At 45.5% G+C, this 19,767-nt stretch carries 13 protein-coding genes; 4 read left to right on the plus strand and 9 right to left on the minus strand.

Annotated elements, in window-relative coordinates:
- Positions 1-57: 57 nt before the first annotated feature.
- The 3 genes from ACVBDY_RS05600 to ACVBDY_RS05610 all read right to left on the minus strand — a co-directional run bounded on the left by ACVBDY_RS05600 (position 58) and on the right by ACVBDY_RS05610 (position 4,393).
- Positions 58-2,823: an alpha/beta hydrolase family protein gene (locus ACVBDY_RS05600; RefSeq protein WP_447174485.1), complete on the minus strand. Its 2,766-nt coding sequence runs from the start codon at positions 2,821-2,823 to the stop codon at positions 58-60.
- A 95-nt stretch (positions 2,824-2,918) separates the two neighbouring features.
- A complete protein-coding gene (locus ACVBDY_RS05605) occupies positions 2,919-3,734 on the minus strand; it encodes a lysophospholipid acyltransferase family protein (protein ID WP_447174486.1) in 816 nt (271 codons plus the stop codon).
- Between the two features lie 95 nt (positions 3,735-3,829).
- On the minus strand, positions 3,830-4,393 hold the full coding sequence (locus tag ACVBDY_RS05610) for an NUDIX hydrolase (RefSeq protein ID WP_447174487.1): 564 nt from the start codon (positions 4,391-4,393) through the stop codon (positions 3,830-3,832).
- Positions 4,394-4,469: 76 nt separating this feature from the next.
- Between ACVBDY_RS05610 and ACVBDY_RS05615 the strand changes: the two genes are divergently transcribed.
- Positions 4,470-5,225: a peptidylprolyl isomerase gene (locus ACVBDY_RS05615; RefSeq protein ID WP_447174488.1), complete on the plus strand. Its 756-nt coding sequence runs from the start codon at positions 4,470-4,472 to the stop codon at positions 5,223-5,225.
- A gap of 148 nt (positions 5,226-5,373) precedes the next feature.
- On the opposite strand, the gene ACVBDY_RS05620 is transcribed toward ACVBDY_RS05615, so the two are convergent.
- The 3 genes from ACVBDY_RS05620 to ACVBDY_RS05630 form a co-directional block, all read right to left on the minus strand.
- Positions 5,374-6,996, minus strand: a complete 1,623-nt coding sequence (locus tag ACVBDY_RS05620) for a sodium:solute symporter (RefSeq protein ID WP_447174489.1) — start codon at positions 6,994-6,996, stop codon at positions 5,374-5,376.
- 69 nt (positions 6,997-7,065) lie between these two features.
- Positions 7,066-8,391 (minus strand): xylose isomerase, encoded by a 1,326-nt coding sequence (gene xylA / locus ACVBDY_RS05625; RefSeq protein ID WP_447174490.1) that lies wholly within the window; start codon positions 8,389-8,391, stop codon positions 7,066-7,068.
- 78 nt (positions 8,392-8,469) lie between these two features.
- Complete coding sequence (locus tag ACVBDY_RS05630; RefSeq protein WP_447174491.1) at positions 8,470-9,954, minus strand: xylulokinase; 1,485 nt, start codon at positions 9,952-9,954, stop codon at positions 8,470-8,472.
- A 402-nt stretch (positions 9,955-10,356) separates the two neighbouring features.
- Between ACVBDY_RS05630 and ACVBDY_RS05635 the strand changes: the two genes are divergently transcribed.
- The 3 genes from ACVBDY_RS05635 (at position 10,357) to uxuA (ending at position 13,708) form a co-directional block, all read left to right on the plus strand.
- On the plus strand, positions 10,357-11,385 hold the full coding sequence (locus ACVBDY_RS05635; RefSeq protein WP_447174492.1) for a LacI family DNA-binding transcriptional regulator: 1,029 nt from the start codon (positions 10,357-10,359) through the stop codon (positions 11,383-11,385).
- 286 nt (positions 11,386-11,671) lie between these two features.
- Complete coding sequence (locus ACVBDY_RS05640; protein ID WP_447174493.1) at positions 11,672-12,406, plus strand: SDR family NAD(P)-dependent oxidoreductase; 735 nt, start codon at positions 11,672-11,674, stop codon at positions 12,404-12,406.
- Positions 12,407-12,538: 132 nt separating this feature from the next.
- Positions 12,539-13,708: a mannonate dehydratase gene (gene uxuA / locus ACVBDY_RS05645; protein ID WP_447174515.1), complete on the plus strand. Its 1,170-nt coding sequence runs from the start codon at positions 12,539-12,541 to the stop codon at positions 13,706-13,708.
- 83 nt (positions 13,709-13,791) lie between these two features.
- Here the strand turns inward: uxuA and ACVBDY_RS05650 are convergent, their stop codons facing one another.
- From ACVBDY_RS05650 to ACVBDY_RS05660, 3 genes are all read right to left on the minus strand, one after another.
- A complete protein-coding gene (locus ACVBDY_RS05650) occupies positions 13,792-14,913 on the minus strand; it encodes a glycoside hydrolase family 43 protein (RefSeq protein WP_447174494.1) in 1,122 nt (373 codons plus the stop codon).
- Positions 14,914-15,073: 160 nt separating this feature from the next.
- Positions 15,074-17,968 carry a glycosyl hydrolase 115 family protein gene (locus ACVBDY_RS05655; RefSeq protein WP_447174495.1) on the minus strand — a complete coding sequence of 965 codons (2,895 nt, stop codon included), beginning with the start codon at positions 17,966-17,968 and terminating at the stop codon, positions 15,074-15,076.
- A 281-nt stretch (positions 17,969-18,249) separates the two neighbouring features.
- The gene (locus ACVBDY_RS05660; protein WP_447174496.1) at positions 18,250-19,761 is read right to left on the minus strand and encodes a RagB/SusD family nutrient uptake outer membrane protein; all 1,512 of its coding nucleotides are present in this window, start codon (positions 19,759-19,761) and stop codon (positions 18,250-18,252) included.
- Between the last annotated feature and the right edge of the window lie 6 nt (positions 19,762-19,767).

The raw sequence follows: 19,767 nt of genomic DNA on the forward strand, positions 1-19,767 counted from the left end.
TGGGTTACCAGGTTTAAGGCCTATGACCCCAACCCAATAACCCAATAATTTATGAACTTAATAACCCTTATTATACTCCTTTTGCAGGGCAGGACGGCCTTTTTCCATCCATTCCGGTGCTTTTTCACCTTTCAGGTAATGATCGAAAAACTGCATCATCCGTATGGAAAGGTCTTTCCGGTTACCCCAGCTACTTCCTTTGAGGTTATGGGGTTCTCCGTTGTAGGTCAACATCCATACGGGTTTATCCAGCCTCCGCAAAGCCACAAAAAACTCTATTCCCTGGTACCACGGCACAGCGCCGTCATCATCGTTATGCATCATTAGCAACGGCGTATTTACTTTATTGGCATAAAACAGGGGAGAATTTTCCAGATACAGATCCAGTTTATCCCAAAGTTTTCCGCCTATGCGACTTTGTGTATGTTCGTACTGGAACATCCTGCTCATACCCGTCTGCCAGCGAATTCCGCCATAGGCGCTGGTCATATTACTTACGGGGGCTCCTGCCATGGCTGCGGCAAACATATTGGTCCTGGTGATCAGGTAAGCGGTCTGGTAACCTCCCCAACTCTGTCCTTGCAGGGCAATGTTAGAAGCGTCTACATAAGGATGATCCGCAATAAGTTTTTCCACACCGCTTACAATACAATCATAAGCGCTCTGCCCGGGATATCCTTCTTTATACACGATGTCCGGCACAAACACCAGGTAGTCATTACTGGTGTAAAAAGTCTTATTTATCGTGGACCTGCTGGGGGACGGGATATAATGCCTGTGATATGTATCCGAATTCAGTTCGTAATAATATACCACCACGGGATACTTTTTGCCGGGTTCCATATCTTCCGGCTTGTACAGTAAGCCTTGCAAAGGCACGTCATCATAGTTTTTCCATTCTACCAGTGAAACACTTCCCCACTTAAATTCTTTTTGCTGCGGATTGGCTTCGGTAAGTTTTTTCGGAGTATCTAGCGCTGTTGTAGTTATCCATACATCGGGATAATCCGTAAAACTTTCCCTGGTAAAAAATACTTTGTCCTCGTCTTTGGCTTTTCGGGGAGTTCCAAACCTGTAATCTCCTTCCAAAACCTTTTGAGGAATTTTTTCCCGGTTTATATCCGCAAAGGCATACCCGGCTTTTTTCGTAACTTCTTCAAAAGAGGACAGCCATACCTGCCTTCCGGTATCTATAAATTTTTCTTCCGGATCTAATTGCAGATACCTGTATACTGTTTTGTTCTCCCTCCCATTTTCAGTAACTCTTACGGGCCTGGCCTTTCCTGTCGGGTCCAGTTTCCAGATATCGTAGCGGTCGTATATGAAAACCGCTTTATCGCCTTTGGACCAACCGGCTACACCATATGGGCGAGGCTCACTCGGAGTGTCGTGTCTTTCATCGTAAAAAGGGACATCAATACCTTTGGTAAGCGCTACCTCGACATTGTTCTCCAGGTTTACGGAATAATAAATACTGTCTTTTCGGTTGTAATACACCGCGTATTTCTGGGAAGGACCAATCCACATGCGGCCCTGCTCTTTCACCAGAAGCTTCTTTGCTCCTGTTTGCAAATCCACTGCATAAAAGTCCCTGACCCACAACCCTGTCCAGGAGGAAGCTCTCTGATAGGCATCCCCGTCTTCGGCCAGTACATATTTTCCGTCACCATGGTCCAATACTGTGACATCGGCCAGCGTACTATCAGATAATTGTATTGCATCTCCGGAATCAAAATCATATACTGCGAGGTAATTCTTCTTTTTGTCTTTAGCCAGGTTCGCTTTTTGTTGCGGTTGCAGTCGTTTATCCGTCCACGACCAGATATCCACGGAAGACCGTTCGTTATTAAGCAGGGTGTCTTTCAGGTGCTCGTCTTCCCGAAAAGCAGTCCCGAAAAACATTCTTTTACCGTTTTCCGAGAAAAATATATTTCCGTTCTGTGAAGGAACCCAGTTGTCCGGGATATTGCGGATATTTTTGATTTCGATCCCGGAAATCTTTTTCTTATTTCCCGTGTAAAGTCCGTATATTTTTATCTTGGTGGTATCCGGTGAATAGAGGAATCCCAGTTTTTCTCCCGCAGGTCCCAGGGTGATTTTCTCTACCGAACCTTCATCGTGAAACAGGGTATCGGCATTTTGAGTATCCGCATCAAAATACACTACTGCTACCCTGGTAACCGTGCTGTCTTTCTGTTCAGTTCCCACCAATAATTTATTTGCCTTACGGGCCCAGGTAAAAGATTTGGCACTCCGAAATGCGATACTGTCTTTTTTCAGCGGATTCCGAACAACCACCAGCGTATCTTTTTCTTTCTTTTTGGAAGCCGTAGCCGTATCATTTTCCTTTTGGATTCCGGATGTCACTACAGTTTTATATGCCAGCCAATCCCCTCCTTCCACCGGGATGCTAAAATTCTTTACATCCGGGTATTTTTGTATTTCCCCGGTTTTGAGAATATAAACTCCGAGGGAATCTACCGGAAGTTTATCCTTTTTCCATTTCGCGGTTTCCGCTTTTCTACGGAGTGCCATAGGAGGTTTTATGTGGAAAGTCACAAAAGAACTGTTGCCGCTGATACGGGCATCTGCCCCCCTGGCAATAGTATCGGACACACCGGTACCGGTATGGGTAATAACAAGGGCGCCGTCTCCGTTACCTGCATTGTATTCGTATACGAGATAATTTCCGTTATTGGACAATTGTCGTTTTTCAATAGACCTCCAACTGTCGAAATCGTCTGTAGTAAGAGATTTTTTCTGTGCAAAAAGCATTCCTACCGATAAAAACAGAAATGCGGACACACGTAGTTTTTGCTTCATGTTAGTGTTAATTTTACGGAATCGAGTTAGTTAGCCGGATTTACGGCCATAATATTTCCCTATCTTTTTTCTGTTTTTCCGTCCGTATACTATCCCTAATCTCCTTCTTTATAACTCCACCTACGTTTTTCATTCAGGGTTTCTTCCATTTCCAATGCTTCTTCCGGGATTACTTTAAGGAAGGACGGATGCTGTTCGATGGCATATTCCAGTTGCTCCACAATTTGCTCCACACTATCATTTTCGTAATCTATCTGCAGTGGTTCTTTGATAACCATCGACTGTAATATTCCTTTCTTCTTCACCCATATTCCCTTTTTGTCGAAAGATCTTCGGAAACCGTCTATAACTACCGGGATCACCATGGGTTTGTATTGCTTAATAATATGTGCTGTTCCCTTTCGTATGGGTTTCCAGGGTTTTGTAGTTCCCTGGGGGAAGGTGATCACCCAGCCGTCTTCCAGGGCTTTCCCTATGTTCTCCGTATCCTGCAGATTTACACCCCGCTGTATTTCCTTTCCTTTTTCCCGCCATGTACGTTCTACGGTAATGGCCCCCGCATAGGCCATTATCCTCGTAAAAAGCCCGGCACGCATGGTTTCCTTTGCAGCTATATAATAGATATTGAGTTTGGGATTCCAGATATACCCTACGTTCTTTATGGAATCCACCCTGTGAGTAAGACTTGCGTTAAACACGTGGAACATAGCCACTACATCGGCAAAATAAGTCTGGTGATTGGCCACGAACAACACACCGGCATCCGGCAGTTCCTTGATGATCTCCGAACCTTCGATCTGAAGTTCATTGAATCCGCGGTACCTGCGGTGAGTAAGCACCCCGAATACCCTGATCAACCATTTTTTCAGGAACAGAATATGTCCGAAAGGATTTTTTTTGAATAATCCCATGTACTGGTCATTAAATTTTAAAGGTTACGACAACAGCCGGCCTTACAAAAATATACATTTATATTATTATCTTTTCCTATAGACAGTAGCTGTGTTCAAACAAGTGCCATCCCCAACAGGTCTTTTACTTCACTCAGCATGGCTGCGGTAGCGCCCCAAACCGTGTATCCGCTAAAATTAAAATACGGTACATCCGCATTAGTGGCATAAGAAGTAACAATGGTTTTCCGGGCTACGAGATTGTCATCGAGTATATATTCCAGCGGCACTTCTATAAGTTCTTCCACTTCCTCTTCCTGGGGCAGAAATGACGGGGTTTCTTCCGATACGCCCAGAAAAGGGTGCACCAGAAAATTACTCGGGGGCACATATAGTGTTGTCAGCGCCCGGACAATCTTTATATTTTCCGGGGAAACCCCCACCTCCTCCTGCGTTTCCCTGAGGGCTGTTATCCGGATATCAGTATCTTCCTCCTCCATCTTCCCCCCGGGAAAACCAACCTGGTTGGAGTGTATTCCCTCATATTTCTTACGAAGGAGCAGTACTATATTGGTTTTGTACCTGTTATCAGGATAGAATAAGGCCATAACGCCGGCTTTCCTGGGATTTTTCAGGGAAAGGTCCACTTCGCGTAATTCTTTTGCCGGAATGGAAGCCATTTTATACTGGGATTCCTGTCCCGGTAAGGGTAGATTTTTTATTTTTGGGACTAACTCTAAAAATTCATCAAAATTCATGTTACGTAATACTCTGAGTCTTTTTACAATAATACTACTTATATTTTTAACCGGGTGCCAAGAAAAAGCTAAAAAATCCGAGGGGAAAGATCGCCAGGCTACGGAGCAAAACGAGGCGGACACTACGACGGACAAAAAAGCCGAAACGGACACGATCTCCAAAAAAGACAGTATTCCCAAAAATGTAAAGACGGAAGACACTATTGTATTGAATGACGATAACGCTATCCCCTTCTTTTTCGAATACAATAAAAAGCACAAAGAAAACAAGGTAAAAATATCTACGAAATACGGCGATATTATCATAGAACTGTTCCGGGAAACTCCCTATCACCGTTCCAATTTTATCTACCTGACCAAAAAGGGATATTTTGATGGCACTTACTTTCACCGGGTAGTAAAAAATTTCATCATTCAGGGTGGAAATTCCGACAGCCGCATGACTTCCAGCAAGCGTACGGACATAGGAAGGTACCTGCTCCCTCCGGATACGAGAAAAGGTTTTAAACACCACCGTGGTATAGTATCCATGCCCAGCAGCGATGAGGTGGACAATCCGCACAAACTGGCATCACCCTTCGAGTTTTTTATTGTGGTACAAAGCCCCGGAGCGTATCACCTGGATGGAAATTACACTGCCTTCGGTCGTGTTACCCAGGGCATGGATGTAGTGGACAAGATCTGTGACCTGCCCACAGACGACCGCGAATGGCCTTATGAAAGTGTAAGAATGAAAGTGGAGATTATAGAATAAAAGAGAAAAACCTCCGGACTTGCAGCCCGGAGGTTTAGAAAGGCAATGAAATTGCCATGGTTATTAGGTTACTGAGTTATTTAGTCAACACGCAATAACTTAATAACCATAGGATAACACAAAAATTTCATAGAAACTGTCTAAGTCATTACCCTGTAAAGTACACCATGATTGCTGTAATAATTACTACGATAAGCACAGAAGCAACTACATCTACCCAACTGTAGCTGTTTTTTACTTCCGCTTTCTGCTCTGCTGTCAATGTACCCAGGGCGAGTCCTTCCACCTGTTCGGCAGAGGGTTTTGCAGAAGATAAGCTTACCCCCACGAGGATACAAATAGAGATAACAAAGATAACGATGGCGAAATGCGAGAACGGTATGGCTATAATGTCGCCCAATACACCGGAGAATTCGTGTCCGGGGTTAAAGGTTACTACGGTGTCCAGGATTAACCTGAAAAGCCCGATCCCGAACCCGATGTACAGGGTTGCCATGGCTCCTTTGGCATTGATCCTTTTAGAAAGGATCCCGAGAAGGAATACCGCGGTAATCGGTGGTGCTATATAAGACTGGACGGATTGCAGGTAGTCATATAGTGTTCCCGGGGCATTTTTCATAACGGGTATCCATGCGAATCCGAGGATAACGATAAAACCTGTTGCTATTTTCCCTATGCGGAGCAACTTGGTCTCACTCTCATTCGGTTTTAATTTTTTGTAAATGTCTATGGTAAACAACGTAGAGCAGGAATTGAATACCGACGCCAGGGAACTCATAAGAGCCGCCAGTAATCCGGCAGCGACAAGCCCCCGTATTCCCGCCGGGAGCAGGGTTTTTACCATTGTAGGTAATACTTCATTGGCATTGTCGTACTGCAATACTCCCTGTTTGCTGAGTGCAAAAGCCACCATCCCGGGAACCAGGAAAAGAAAAACGGGAAGAATTTTCAAAAAACCGCCCCATATGGCACCTCTTCTGCCCTCTTTGACATTTTTTGCGGTCAGCACCCGCTGCACTATATACTGGTCCGTACACCAGTACCATATCCCTACGATGGCACCTCCGAATACCATTCCCGTCCACGGATACCGGGGGTCATCGGCGGGACGCCACATATTAAAGTGTTCACTCCCCACGATCTCCTTAAGTCCGGACCATCCTCCGATAGCTTCGTGATTAAGCCCTATAAAGGTTACGGCCAGCGCCCCGCCAATAAGGACAAAGGTCTGAAGGGTCTCCGTATACACCACGGCACTCATACCACCTACTACGGTATACACCCCGGTAATGACAAGGGTGAGTATTGCCCCGGTCCAGAAATCTATTCCCAGTAAAGACTGGAAAACAATTCCCCCCGCGTAGATAGATACGGAAACTTTGGTCAGTATATATCCTACCAGGGAGAGAATGGATAAAAACCACCTGGCTTTGGGGCTGTACCTCCTTTCCAGGAATTCGGGCATGGTAAATACCCCGCTCCTGGCGTAGAAGGGCAAAAACACCCAGCCGAGAAGTAGCACGATCCAGGCGTGTAATTCGTAATGTGCCAGGGGCATACCGCTGTCAGCACCTGCCCCGGCAAGCCCTACCAGGTGCTCTGAACCTATATTGGATGCAAAAATAGATGCCCCCACGACGAACCATCCTACGTTCCGGCCGGCGAGAAAGTAATCTTTTGTGTCTTTTTGTTTTTTGCTCATCACCCAGGCAGCTATACCCAGGAGAAGTACAAAGTATATTCCTATGACAATCCAGTCCAGTTGTTCCATAATTCCGGTTTTTGGTTAGCTGTTCCGGAACGGGAGCAATCTGTTTGTTCCCGTTCCGGATATACAGACTTAAATATATTGATTGATCAGATTCTCAAAGAACTCTTGTTTTCCGCTTTGTTGTTTGATGTCCTGGTGTTCCTCGGCATACCGGTATAATTCTTCGAGAGAAGTCATCCCGTCGGCAAAAACCTTACCGTCACCCGAGTCAAAAGAACTGTAACGTTCTTTGCGCAATGCCAGGTATTCCGAATCCTCCAGAATCCTCTGTGCAGCAACCAGGGCACGTGCAAAAGCATCCATCCCTCCAATATGCGCATAGAAAATATCTTCGAGATCGGTAGAGTTCCTCCTGGTCTTGGCATCGAAATTAACACCTCCGCCCTGGAAGCCTCCGGACTGTAAGATAACGAGCATGGCCTGGGTGAGCTCAAATACATCCACCGGGAACTGATCGGTATCCCAACCATTCTGGTAATCTCCGCGGTTGGCATCAATACTCCCCAGGAGGTTATTGTCTGCCGCCACCTGTAATTCGTGCTCAAAAGTATGTTGTGCCAGGGTGGCATGGTTTATCTCCAGGTTCAGTTTAAAATCGTCCAGGAGGTCGTATTTGGTAAGAAAACCGAGTACGGTAGCGGCGTCAAAATCGTACTGGTGCTTAGTCGGCTCCATAGGCTTGGGTTCGATGAAGAACTTACCTTTAAACCCTTGTTTACGGGCGTAATCTCTCGCCATATGCAGAAAAGTGGCAAAGTGCTCCTGTTCCCTTTTCATTTCGGTATTTAAAAGCGACATATAACCTTCTCTACCTCCCCAGAACACATAATTCTCACCTCCGAGTTTAATGGTAATATCCAACGCATTCTTCACCTGGGCCCCGGCCTGTGCCAGGACATTGAAATCCGGGTTGGTGATCGCCCCGTTCATATATTTCGGGTGACTGAAACAGTTTGCAGTACCCCATAGCAGTTTTACCCCGGATGCTTTCTGCTTTTCCAGGGCATAGTCGGATATAAACTGTAATCTCTTTTCCGATTCCGCCAGGCTGTCCCCTTCTGCGATCAGGTCAAAATCATGAAAGCAATAGTAAGGAACACCCAGTTTGGTAATAAACTCAAAAGCGGCATCCATTTTGTCTTTAGCCTGTTGCTTCGCGTCTGCCGCCTCCAGCCAGGGAAAATTTTTGGTTGCCATTCCGAAAGGATCTCCCCCGGTTCCGGTAAAGGTATGCCAGTAAGCCACGGCAAATCGGAAATGTTCTTTCATGGTCTTGCCTCCCACGACCTGATTTTCATCATAGTATTTGAATGCCAACGGATTGCGGGAAGAAGCTCCTTCAAACTTTATTTTCCCTACTCCTTTAAAATACTCTTTCTCTCCTAATGTTATCATTTTTTTCTTGCATTAATTATGTTATACTTCGGTGTCAGGTGTTAGCTGTTTTGTTTTGGTCTGTCTGTAACTCCAGGGCTATTGCTGCGCTTTGGACAAGGCTTCTTTCCACGATTCATAAGCCTCCCGGTACGTCTCTTTATCTTTAAGAGGAGTGTAGGTTGCTACGTATTCATCACCGGAGAAAGCATCTCCGAAAGTATTAAAGTCGCCATAGCTATACCCCGCCGCGCGCGCGGCACCTACGGCCCCTGTGGTATCCACGATACGGATCTCTCTGTCTACCAAGGTAGCTATGGTACGTGAAAACAGTTCGGACCGGAACAGGTTGTCCCCTCCGGCTTTAATAGCAGTCAGTTCTACGCCGTCATTCTCCAGTACGCCTATGCCATAGACAAAAGAAAAAGCAATCCCTTCCAGGGCTGCGCGATACAGGTGTTGCTGTCCGTGAATATTAAAGTTCAGGTTGTGTATTCCTGCTCCTATGTTGGCGTTGTTCAGCATACGTTCCGATCCGTTCCCGAAAGGCAATATCCGGAGTCCGGCAGCCCCGACCGGAACGGTCGCCGCCATTTGATTCATTTCGTTATAGGTAAGTGTTCCGGCGGACACCTGGTCTTTCATCCAGCGATATAATATGCCTGCCCCGTTAATGTTCAGTAATTTACCGATACGGGGAAGCTCCGGTTTATGATTGACGTGTACAAAGTTATTGATGCGGGTCCCTTCGGTGGTACGGGTTACATCGCTTACGGCATACACTACTCCGGATGTCCCACCGGTAGCCGCTATTTCCCCGGGATTGAAAACATTAAGGGATAGTGCGTTATTCGGCTGGTCTCCTGCACGATACAGCAAAGGAACCCCTGCTTTCAGTCCCAGTTCGCGCGAGGCTTCTTCGGTAAGCTTTCCCTGTCCGGAAAAAGTTGGCACCACTTCAGGCAACAGGGAAGCGTCTATACCCGCCTCTTCGAGCAGCCACAGGGCAGGTTTGTTATCTTTAAAATCCCAGGTGATCCCCTCGGAAAGTCCGGAAGGCGTTGTAGTACATTCCCCTGTAAGTTTCAGGGCAATATAATCTCCCGGAAGCAGGAATTTGTATATTTTTTCATATATCTCCGGTTCGTTATCCATTACCCATTTCAGTTTGGAAAGGGTAAAATTACCGGGAGAATTAAGCAACCTGTCCAGGCATTTCTCTTCACCGGCCTTTCCAAAAAGCCGGTTCCCGGTATCTACCGCCCGGCTATCGCACCAGATTATAGAATCGCGAAGGACTTTTAATTCCTTATCTACAATGACCAGCCCATGCATCTGGTAGGAAACCCCTATTCCGGCAATCTTTAACGGGTCAGCTTTCGTTTGCTTCATCAGTTTTGCGGTGGCTTTACACAAATTATCCCACCACATTTCCGGGTCTTGTTCTCCCCAACCCGGTTCCAGAGAGGTTATGGGCATTTCGTTATCCGGCTGTTGTGTCACTCCAACTACCCTGCCACTACCGGCCTCGACAAGAGAAGCCTTTATCGAAGAGCTCCCCACATCATATCCTATCCAATACATACTTTAAGATTGGTTTACTGTATTATTATCCTGCCAAATCCCTAAAAAAGATCTTATAGTAAATATAACTATAAGATATGGTAAAAATAACCATAACTTTTAATCTGACAAATTTTTTACTACAAAATCGTTTTGCAATCGATTGTGGATCAAATATACATTTTTCCGTTAAAAAAATTAAATATATCTCAATCCGAAAAGAAAGGCAATCATATTTCCATAGCCGGTCTACTTGTTTATTGTCCGATCCGAAATCATTTTCGCTTTAGGCGGTTTTTATATATCATTGGGTGTAATTCCGTATATTTGATGGCTTTAAGCACTTTTCCTTCCAGGTGATCTTATCCGGAAAACAGGTAAAGCCGGTAATCGGAAACCGGTTGATCTCACTAAACAATAAACATGAAAGCGAAAAAGGAAATCACCATTTACGATATAGCGAAAAAACTCAAGTATTCTCCTTCTACCATATCACGGGCCCTGAATGACCACGAAAGTATCAGTAAGAATACAACCCATCTCATAAAGAAAGTGGCCAAGGAAATGGGATACCGACCTAATTCCCTGGCTGCAAGCCTCAGGAATAACAGAAGTAAGACCATTGGCATTATGATATCCCGTATCAACAGGCCTTTTGTGTCGTCATTGATAAGCGGTATCGAGGAAACGGCAAGAAAATCCGGATACAACGTTATTATAAGCCAGTCCAACGACAAGTATGAAAACGAAGTCGTAAATGCGCAGACGCTATACAACAGCCGGATCAGCGGCCTTATCGTTTCTCTTTCCATGGAAACACGTAAACTGGAACACCTTCGCCAATTCACGGACCAGGGGATCCCTATCGTATTTGTAGATCGCGTTCCGGATGAACTGGATATACACAAGGTCATCATAGACAATTACTCCGCAGGATATAAAGCAACCCAGCACCTTATAGAGCAAGGTTGCAGGCACATTGCCCATTTTGCCGGTGCACAGCACCGAAACGTATACCGGGAACGGAAAAAAGGGTACCTGGATGCCCTGAAAGATCATAACATTCCGGTGGACAATAACCTCATCGTAAGTTTTAAATCCCTGAGTTTCGGGGAAGGAGAAAAGGCAACGCGTAATTTACTGGACCTGCCCCAACCTCCCGACGCCATTTTCTCGGCCAACGACACGGCTGCGGTCAGCGCCATCATGTATGCAAAAAAAAGGGGAATAAAAATTCCGGAAGAACTGGCTGTTATCGGTTTTAATGACGATCCCATTGCATCGATAGTCGAACCCGCCCTATCTACCGTGACCCACCCTGCCATAAAAATGGGCCAGATCTCCGCCCAGCGTATTTTACTGCATGCCGCGGAAGATGACGAAGATACGGTCTCGGAAATTACCGTTCTCCCCACAGAGATCATTGTCCGGGATTCTTCCAGAAAAGTTTAAGTGAGAATTTTTCAGATTTCAACGTCTCAGGACACCAAAAAGAAAAGCATAACAAACGTGTTTCTCTGTTGGATCTGTACAACCAAAAAACACTATTTGTGAATATCTTCTTTATCGGAACAGAAAAACGCAACCGATTGCATAAAATATTTTGAAAAGGGACTTTTTTTCGTTTATTTTACAATCCCAATGCATCCCGGAATATTACAAAAGCCTCTAAACAAGGCCTTTTTTACGTAAAACAACTACCGGAAATGCCGGATAAACTATAAAAAATATTGGAAATATGACTAAAACTGCTATTGTGACCGGGGGAAATTCCGGGCTGGGTTATGCTACGGCAAAGAAATTATGCGACAACGGTATCAAAACATATATCGTGGGCAGAAACCGTGAAAAAACAGAAGCTGCCTGCAAAGAGATCGGAGAACTTGCCGTTCCGGCCATATTTGACCTGAATAACCTGGAAGGCATTCCGGAACTCATAAAAGGTATTGCCAAAGATTCTCCTATAGATATATTGGTAAACAATGCGGGAATTAATATGAAAAAGGAATTCCTGGACGTTACCGACGAAGATTTTCAATCCATCATTCACACCAACGTATTCAGTGTATTTTCCGTGAGCCGGGAAGTCGTAAAGGTAATGAAGGAAAACGGAGGAGGGAGTATTGTAAACATCAGCTCTATGACCTCGCAGTACGGCATACCAAAAGTGATCGCCTACTCGGCCAGTAAAACCGCTATTGAAGGAATGACCAGGGCTATGGCCGTAGAGCTGGCACCATTTGGTGTCCGTGTTAATTGCGTGGCGCCGGGGTTCATAAAAACCAAGATGTCTTCCAAAGCCCTGGACAATGACCCGGAACGAAAAAACAAGGTGCTTTCCCGGACTCCTATGGGAACATTGGGTGAGCCTTCGGATATCGCCGATGCGGTCTTCTATTACGCCACTTCCGAATCCAAATTCACCACAGGAACCGTATTGCCGGTAGACGGCGGAAACAGTATCGGCTTTTAAGGTATCTCCGACAGACAAGTAACAGAATAAAGAAATTAACGGGAGGGCAGGCCAGGGATAGTACAACTACCCGGAATACATTTTTCAAAATAGTGGTTTCCCAACCAGATAACATAAAGCTATATGATACGAATGCAGCAAACCATGCGATGGTACGGACCGCACGACGGCGTTAGCCTGCAGGAAATAAAACAGGCAGGAGCCAGCGGGGTCGTCACCGCATTGCATGAAATTCCCGTTGGAGACGTATGGACCGTTGAGGCCATAAAAGACCGACTCTCCACAGTACACGCCCAGGGACTGGAATGGACTGTCATAGAAAGTCTTCCGGTCCATGAAGATATTAAGCGAAAAAGCGGCGATTACGAAGCATATATAGATAATTACAAAAAGAGCCTGGAAAATATTGCTTCCTGCGGGCTTAAGGTTATTACCTATAATTTTATGCCTGTACTCGACTGGATACGGACCAACACGATGTTTGTGAACCGGGACGGCACAAAGACCCTCCGGTTTGAAAAGGATGCCTTTGTCTTTTTTGATCTTTTTCTCCTGCAAAGACCCGGAGCCGGGAACGACTATTCGGATGAAGAAAAAGAAAGCGCTACCGCCTATGGTAACCGATTATCCGAAGAGGAAAAACAGAATCTTTTTAATACGGTTTTACTGGGACTTCCGGGCAGTAAAGAGAACTTTACCCCGCAAAAAGTCCTGGACCTGCTCAAACAATACGAAGGCATTGATGACAGTAAATTGAGGGAAAACCTCCGCTACTTTTTAAGTGAAGTTGCCCCCGTAGCCGAAAAACTTGGCCTGAAACTGGCCATACATCCGGACGACCCGCCTTTTTCCGTACTCGGGCTCCCGCGTATCGTATGTTCTGAGAAAGATATAGAAAAAGTACTGGAAGCCGTACCGCTCAACGCGAACGGGTTATGTTACTGCACCGGATCTTTAGGGGCCAACCCGGACAACGACCTGGTACGTATCCTGGAAAAGCATGGCGATCGTATACATTTCCTTCATCTTCGAAGTGTGGAAAAAGAGAGGGAAGGCGTATTCAAAGAAGCCGAACACCTGGGCGGAGATGCCCCGATGGAGACTGTTGTTTACAAAATACTTCAGCTGATGAACAAAAGGAATATTTCCCTGCCTATGAGACCGGATCACGGGGCCCTTTTTTCGCTGGAAGAAGGAAGGGAGCACTACTCCGGTTATTCGCTTATAGGCCGCCTAAAGGGACTCGCGGAAATACGCGGATTGGAACAGGGGATGGTATATGCCATGAACAATAAAATCTAACCGGTTTCAAATAACCAAAAACACCCCGGCCTGTTCCCTAAAACAAGCCGGGGCGTTTTCTTCCTCAAGCGCCAGTTTTCAGGCTATTCCGTCACCGTGTTTATGGTCTCTATGGTCCCGTCTTCACGGTGCCTGAGTTTACTCATCTTTATATTACGCAAATGCGTTTTTCCGGACAGCTCGGTGTCGTGATAAAAAATATACCATTGCCCTTCGAATTCCACGATGGAATGATGATTGGTCCATCCTTCAACCGGGTTAAGAATGTTCCCCCGGTACACGAAAGGCCCGTATGGGCTGTCGCCTATGGCGTAAGCAATAAAATGTGTATCTCCGGTAGAATAGGAGAAATAATACTTATCCTTATACTTGTGCACCCACGCAGCCTCGAAAAACCGCCTGTCATGATCTCCGGCCAAAATGGGATTTCCCTCTTTATCCAGGATTTCGATCTCTTTAAGTTCCTCGTCAAATTGTAGCATATCCTTACTCAGGCGGGCCACTCTCGGGCCAATAGCCGGTTCGTTATCTTCAGGTTCGTTATCGTAAGGGCTTTTTGTGTCGTGGTCGTATTTTCCGGTTCTCCAGTTCTGCAACTGACCTCCCCATATTCCCCCGATATACATATAGTATTCACCATTATCATCCTGAAATACGGCCGGATCAATGCTCAGGCTCCCTTTCATCGGTTCGTTTTCCGCCTTAAAAGGTCCCGAAGGAGCATCGGAAACCGCAACTCCTATACGAAACACGCCTTCCTTATCTTTTGCCGGGAAATACAGGTAATAGGTATCTCCTTTCCTTGCAGCATCCGGGGCCCATAATTGTCTCTCTGCCCAGGGAACGTCCTCCACACTCAACGCCACCCCGTGATCTGTTACTTTTCCTCCTGCGGAATCCATAGAAAACACATGATAATCCCGCATATCGAAATGTCCTCCGAAATCGTCTTCTTCTATCCCCGCATCTACGTCATGGGACGGGTAGATATACAATTTATCTTCAAAAACATGTGCAGAAGGGTCTGCCGTATATATATCTGTTACCAGGGGCTGATCGCGAAACTTTTTCTTTTCTTCCTTTTTTTGCTCTTTAACCCCGGTAGTCTGCTCATCCTGCTTCTTTTTGTCCCCTTCACCGCAGGAAGCGAACAGCAAACCGGCAAATAACATTGATGTTGTCTTTTTTAAATACCCCTTTTTCATCTTTACTTTTTTTACTGATATCGTTATTTTTAATTATTGCGTTCTCTCCCGCTGTCCGGTAACAAAAAACCTGGTATTCCGACATCCTTCATACCGGTAATCCTTATAAAAGCAGAGCCTTTCATTCTTTTTTGTCACTGTTAAAATAATATTCTATGATTCACTCCTTCGTATTACCTGTTACATATTTACTCTCTTCCGGACCGAGATAACTCGGTTCAAGGCCCCCGGTATCTATAATAATTTTTTGCAGAACAATCCCCGGGTCCAGCATGCGTATGCGCAGCAGGTGTTCTCCCGGTTCATCCACCCGATGTACACTCACCAGGTCGTTGATATTATCTGCCACCCATTTCCCCCATAGCCCGTTATCTTCCTCCGCATGCATACGGACTATTTGGGAGGTAGTGTTATCTATAGAAACTGCAAGGCGCTTTCCGTCCGGCGAATTTTCATAGTTCAGGGTCGGGGAAAGCAAGGTGTGTACTTTAACTTCTCCGGGAGTATCCAGATATATCCTGTATTCCAGATAGTGTTCTTCGTTTTGCAATACGTCTTTGTCTAAAGTCACCGGGAAAAGCGTCACTGCCGAACCGGTCCTGCCCAGATCGGGTATTACGCCGTATTTCGTCCCGGTAAGTTCTTTTTTACCGGAAAAATTAGTGGCTTCCATAGCGATGTAACCATGTTGTTCTACAAAACCTTTTACTTCTTTTCCGGAGAAAGTGTTTACCCTGGCATATACCGTAACCTCATCTTTGCCGGTGCGGATGGTTACGGGCACTTCCTTAACTCCGGCAGGCGCCTTGTCCCAATCGACGTCTATCCATATTCTGTCTTCTCCGCTGACCTCCCCATGAGCGGAAGACAATAATAGCCAGGGTACAGAGCTATGGATCTCATATTTCAAAGGTTTTTTCCCCTTGTTAAATATATCTATGTATCTCTTACTTGTCTGATAAGGGGTTATTTCCGGGAGTACCGGTTTTTCCTTTGCATGCGGCCACCATTCGGCCGAACCCTCTATCGCCACTCCCAGGGCAGCTTTATCCGGTATCTTGATCTCTTTTACTTTCGGCATGGTTTGTTCTTCGGGCTGCTGCCAATAGGTATATCCTATGTGGGTCTGGCTCATCATATGGTTCCATTTCCCTCCTGCCAGGCTATCGTGGTAATAGGCCGTAAGTTCTGTATCTTTCCGGTATAATTCTCTTGCTCTTTCGGCCATTTTATTAGTATTGGCCCTGCCCTGTCCGGCATAAAGACGGTTTTTGGCAACGGTCACATATAACTCATTGAGGTTCGCACAGGCATTTACCGGGAAAAGCACCAACTGGTAGAAAGCATCCCGGTATTCTCCCGGTATTTTGGTATAGATATCTTCCGCTTTCTCAACCAGCTTATTATAGTCTTCAATTACTCTCTCCGCCTCCCGGTAATGGACAAGGCTATAGGTCTCCGCATTGAGCAGTTCGGGCTTTCTCCTGCCGTTATACTTGGCATAGAGGGAGAGCAGTTCCGCAATTTCCGGTGCATATTCCGGTCCGAACTGTTTTGCACTCCACTCTTCTACATATCCGGAAACCCGGTCAGCAGGCCATTTTTCGGGAGACCAGGCATAGTCGAGGAAAAAGGAGATGGGAAGTTCCATGGGTTTGATATCCCCTACATTCACCACCCAAATACGATCTACTCCGTGGCGATAGGTAAGATGCATCTGTTCCCATATCCTCGGAAGCGGATTGGTATTTAACCATTTATAGTTTCGCGGCCCGCCCACATAATCGAAGTGATAGTACATTCCATACCCGCCTTTACGTGGCGGGACATACGGTTCGGGGAGTTTTCTCACGTTGCCCCAGTTATCATCACATAAAAAAAGGGTAACATCATCCGGCACGCGCAGACCCTTATCGTAGTATTCCTGGACTTCTTTGTACAGTGTCCATACCTGTAATGTTTCATCCGCCGGCTTTCCGGTGGCCTTACTGATTATATTCCGCTGATCTTCGATGATCTTTTCGAGCAGGGCTATATTGCTCTCTTCACTCATGGGCTCATCGCCATCACCACGCATGCCCAGGGTAACGATACTTTCGTTAGTCCCCATTCTTTCTATGCCTTCCTTCCAGAAATCCTGCAATTCTTCTTTATTGGTTTCGTAGTTCCATGCTCCCTTACCATACCTGCTCCATTCTACATGGGCCCGCATCAGGGGTTCGTGGTGGGAAGTACTGATTACCACGCCGTATTCATCTGCCAGGGAAGCGTTCAGAGGGTCATCATCATAAAAAGCCCTTCCCCACATGGCAGGCCAGAGGAAATTCCCTTTGAGACGAAGAATGAGCTCAAATACGTTTTCGTAAAACTTATGGTTAAATCCGCCGAATTTTTCATCGGCCCAACCGGACAGTGCAGGAGCTTCGTCATTGATAAAAATTCCCCTGTATTTAACTGCCGGGGTCCCCGTGCTGTACCTTCCTTTCCGGACATACAACCTTTCTTTTTGTTTGACGGGAACATCAGCCCACCAATACCAGGGGGAAACCCCTATTTGTCCGGAGAGTTCATAGATACCGAAAATGGTCCCTCTTTTATCACTTCCGACGATTACCAACGCCTGCTCTACACCTTCGAAAGGACGATCTACTACCTGTATGAATGAGGTTTCCCATTTTCCTATAATTTCATTGACCTGTAACTTCCCTTCATCAACCAACTTGTCGATCCAGGGATTTTTACCAAGTGTTCCTACAAGTATAACAAACTTAGGCAACCGGTCTTTTTCAGTAATTATTTCAGGTGATTTTCCCGTCACTTCTCTGATATCTTTCCCGAAATTTTTTGCAGCCCTTACCACTCCTGCATATTCATCTTCTCCGAAGTATACAGGTGCAGCTTCTCCATCCACCAGGGGAAACCATTCGCTATCCTTTTCTATGGAAACAAGGGACTGCCCATGTGCCATAACACTTACCAGCAGGAGCAGGACGATCATAAAAAAGGCTCGTCTTATACCGCTATTATCCGGGGTTTGATTACTGTTAGTATACATGGTTATAAGGTTGGTCTGTTTTAGAGATTGATATATTTTCTGCTTTATTTATAGGTATACAATTCCACTTTTTGAATACCGTATCTGCCAACAAGAAATCGTTTGTATTGCTTTGTTTTTGCCATTCAGAAATATCCTGGGCCAACACAAAACCTTCTGCATCAAAAAGTATGTTTAAAAGAACCAAAGGATAAAACGTAAATAGTTTCTTAGTCTAATGGTATGCCCCGAAAGTAAAATGACAGTTACTTTCGGGGCGCTACTATCAAGCTTATAGAATTTTAATATCCATTATTCTGATCAGACTGGGATATGTTCTGGTTAGACGTGATCTCATTCAGAGGAATGGGAAATAATTCGTTCTTTCCAACCTCGAAATTCGGTATCTGATCTCCCATTCCCCACCTTACGAGATCTGGGAAACGTACCTGTTCTCCGGCCAGTTCCACTTTACGCTCATGTACTATTGCCGTAAACACTTCATCGGGTGTAGATACCGGGTATAGCGCATCCATTTCGGGTGTGCCATAATTCGGCATATCGACCCTGTCCCGTACCTGGTTCAGATAATCAATGGCTCCGTCCGGATTACCAAGGGCATTTTCGGCTTCGGCCATCATCAGCAGAACATCAGCGTAGCGTATTACCCTGAAGTTAATACTGGAGTTGATGTTCTCATTGGCACGCTTGTAATAATTCTGGTATTTTTTCCATGCTGCATTTCTGTCAAGCGGTATGGATACGATATCTGCGCTGTTGTTATAGGTATCACCGTTAGAGTAAAAACTGGCCTCGTACCGGGGATCATTATCTTCGTACTCATCGAGTAAGTCATCAGACGGGTATACATTAAACCAGTCGTTCCAACCGTATTCCTGTCCGCGAAGTGTCGCCTCGTTCTGTCCTTCCCCCGAAACCTGGGAATCCCATAAATTACCTGTTCCGAAACTCTCATCAAATTCTATTTCGAATATCGACTCGGAATTGTGTTCGGTTTCCTCGCGGAAATTGTCCTCGTAATTACCGGCCAGGGCAAGCTGTCCTATTATTTCGTTAAATGCAATGCGAGCCAGATCATAATTTCCCCGGTAGAGGTGTACCTTTCCCAGTAAGGCATAGGCTGCCTCTATGGTGGCCCTGCCGTTTTCGTGACTTTGATCGGATTTACTCAGCAAAGCGGATGCGGCGTATTCCAGATCCGGAATGATAACTTCATCATAAATCCCGTCTTTGGGGCTTCTCGGAAACCCGGGCTGGTCTTCGGTAAGTGCTTCGGTTATTTTCGGTACATCGCCATATCGGGTAACCAGTAAAAAGTAATAAAATGCCCGGAGAAACCTTGCTTCACCGATAAATTTGTCCATATTTTGTTCGGACATCCCGGCAATACCCCGTATTTTCTCTTCGTTGGAAATTACAAAATTGGCTTTGTTGATGCCTCGGAAACAACTCTCCCAATAGGAACCTATCGCACCATGGCTGGCATCAAAACTAAAATCGAGATATTGAACCTTATCGGCTTCCAGTTGCGGATTACCATTGTTTTCGTGCGACATATTGTCCATCATAAAAAACATATGCCTCCCCCAGAGTCCCTGCGTCTGTAAGTTAGCATATATAGCATTAACGGAAGATTGGACCTGGCTTTCGGTTTCCAGAAAATTCTCAGGATTGGCCCCGTTAGGATCGCTTAATTCGAGAGCGTCTGCATTACATCCTACCATAACTACAGCTATAAGTATAGTATACAGAAGGACGGCAATGTGATTTTTATAATTATGTATAACTTTCATAATACT

It is taken from the genome of Sinomicrobium halophytocola, from assembly GCF_052983395.1.

Coding starts and splice junctions, on each gene's coding strand:
- ACVBDY_RS05630 (WP_447174491.1), bottom strand. CDS start 9,954: ATGTATTGGATAGGATATGATGTGGGGAGCTCTTCGATAAAGGCTTCT.
- xylA (WP_447174490.1), bottom strand. CDS start 8,391: ATGATAACATTAGGAGAGAAAGAGTATTTTAAAGGAGTAGGGAAAATA.
- ACVBDY_RS05615 (WP_447174488.1), top strand. CDS start 4,470: ATGTTACGTAATACTCTGAGTCTTTTTACAATAATACTACTTATATTT.
- ACVBDY_RS05650 (WP_447174494.1), bottom strand. CDS start 14,913: ATGAAAAAGGGGTATTTAAAAAAGACAACATCAATGTTATTTGCCGGT.
- ACVBDY_RS05605 (WP_447174486.1), bottom strand. CDS start 3,734: ATGGGATTATTCAAAAAAAATCCTTTCGGACATATTCTGTTCCTGAAA.
- ACVBDY_RS05635 (WP_447174492.1), top strand. CDS start 10,357: ATGAAAGCGAAAAAGGAAATCACCATTTACGATATAGCGAAAAAACTC.
- ACVBDY_RS05600 (WP_447174485.1), bottom strand. CDS start 2,823: ATGAAGCAAAAACTACGTGTGTCCGCATTTCTGTTTTTATCGGTAGGA.
- ACVBDY_RS05660 (WP_447174496.1), bottom strand. CDS start 19,761: ATGAAAGTTATACATAATTATAAAAATCACATTGCCGTCCTTCTGTAT.
- ACVBDY_RS05610 (WP_447174487.1), bottom strand. CDS start 4,393: ATGGCTTCCATTCCGGCAAAAGAATTACGCGAAGTGGACCTTTCCCTG.
- ACVBDY_RS05620 (WP_447174489.1), bottom strand. CDS start 6,996: ATGGAACAACTGGACTGGATTGTCATAGGAATATACTTTGTACTTCTC.
- uxuA (WP_447174515.1), top strand. CDS start 12,539: ATGCAGCAAACCATGCGATGGTACGGACCGCACGACGGCGTTAGCCTG.
- ACVBDY_RS05640 (WP_447174493.1), top strand. CDS start 11,672: ATGACTAAAACTGCTATTGTGACCGGGGGAAATTCCGGGCTGGGTTAT.
- ACVBDY_RS05655 (WP_447174495.1), bottom strand. CDS start 17,968: ATGTATACTAACAGTAATCAAACCCCGGATAATAGCGGTATAAGACGA.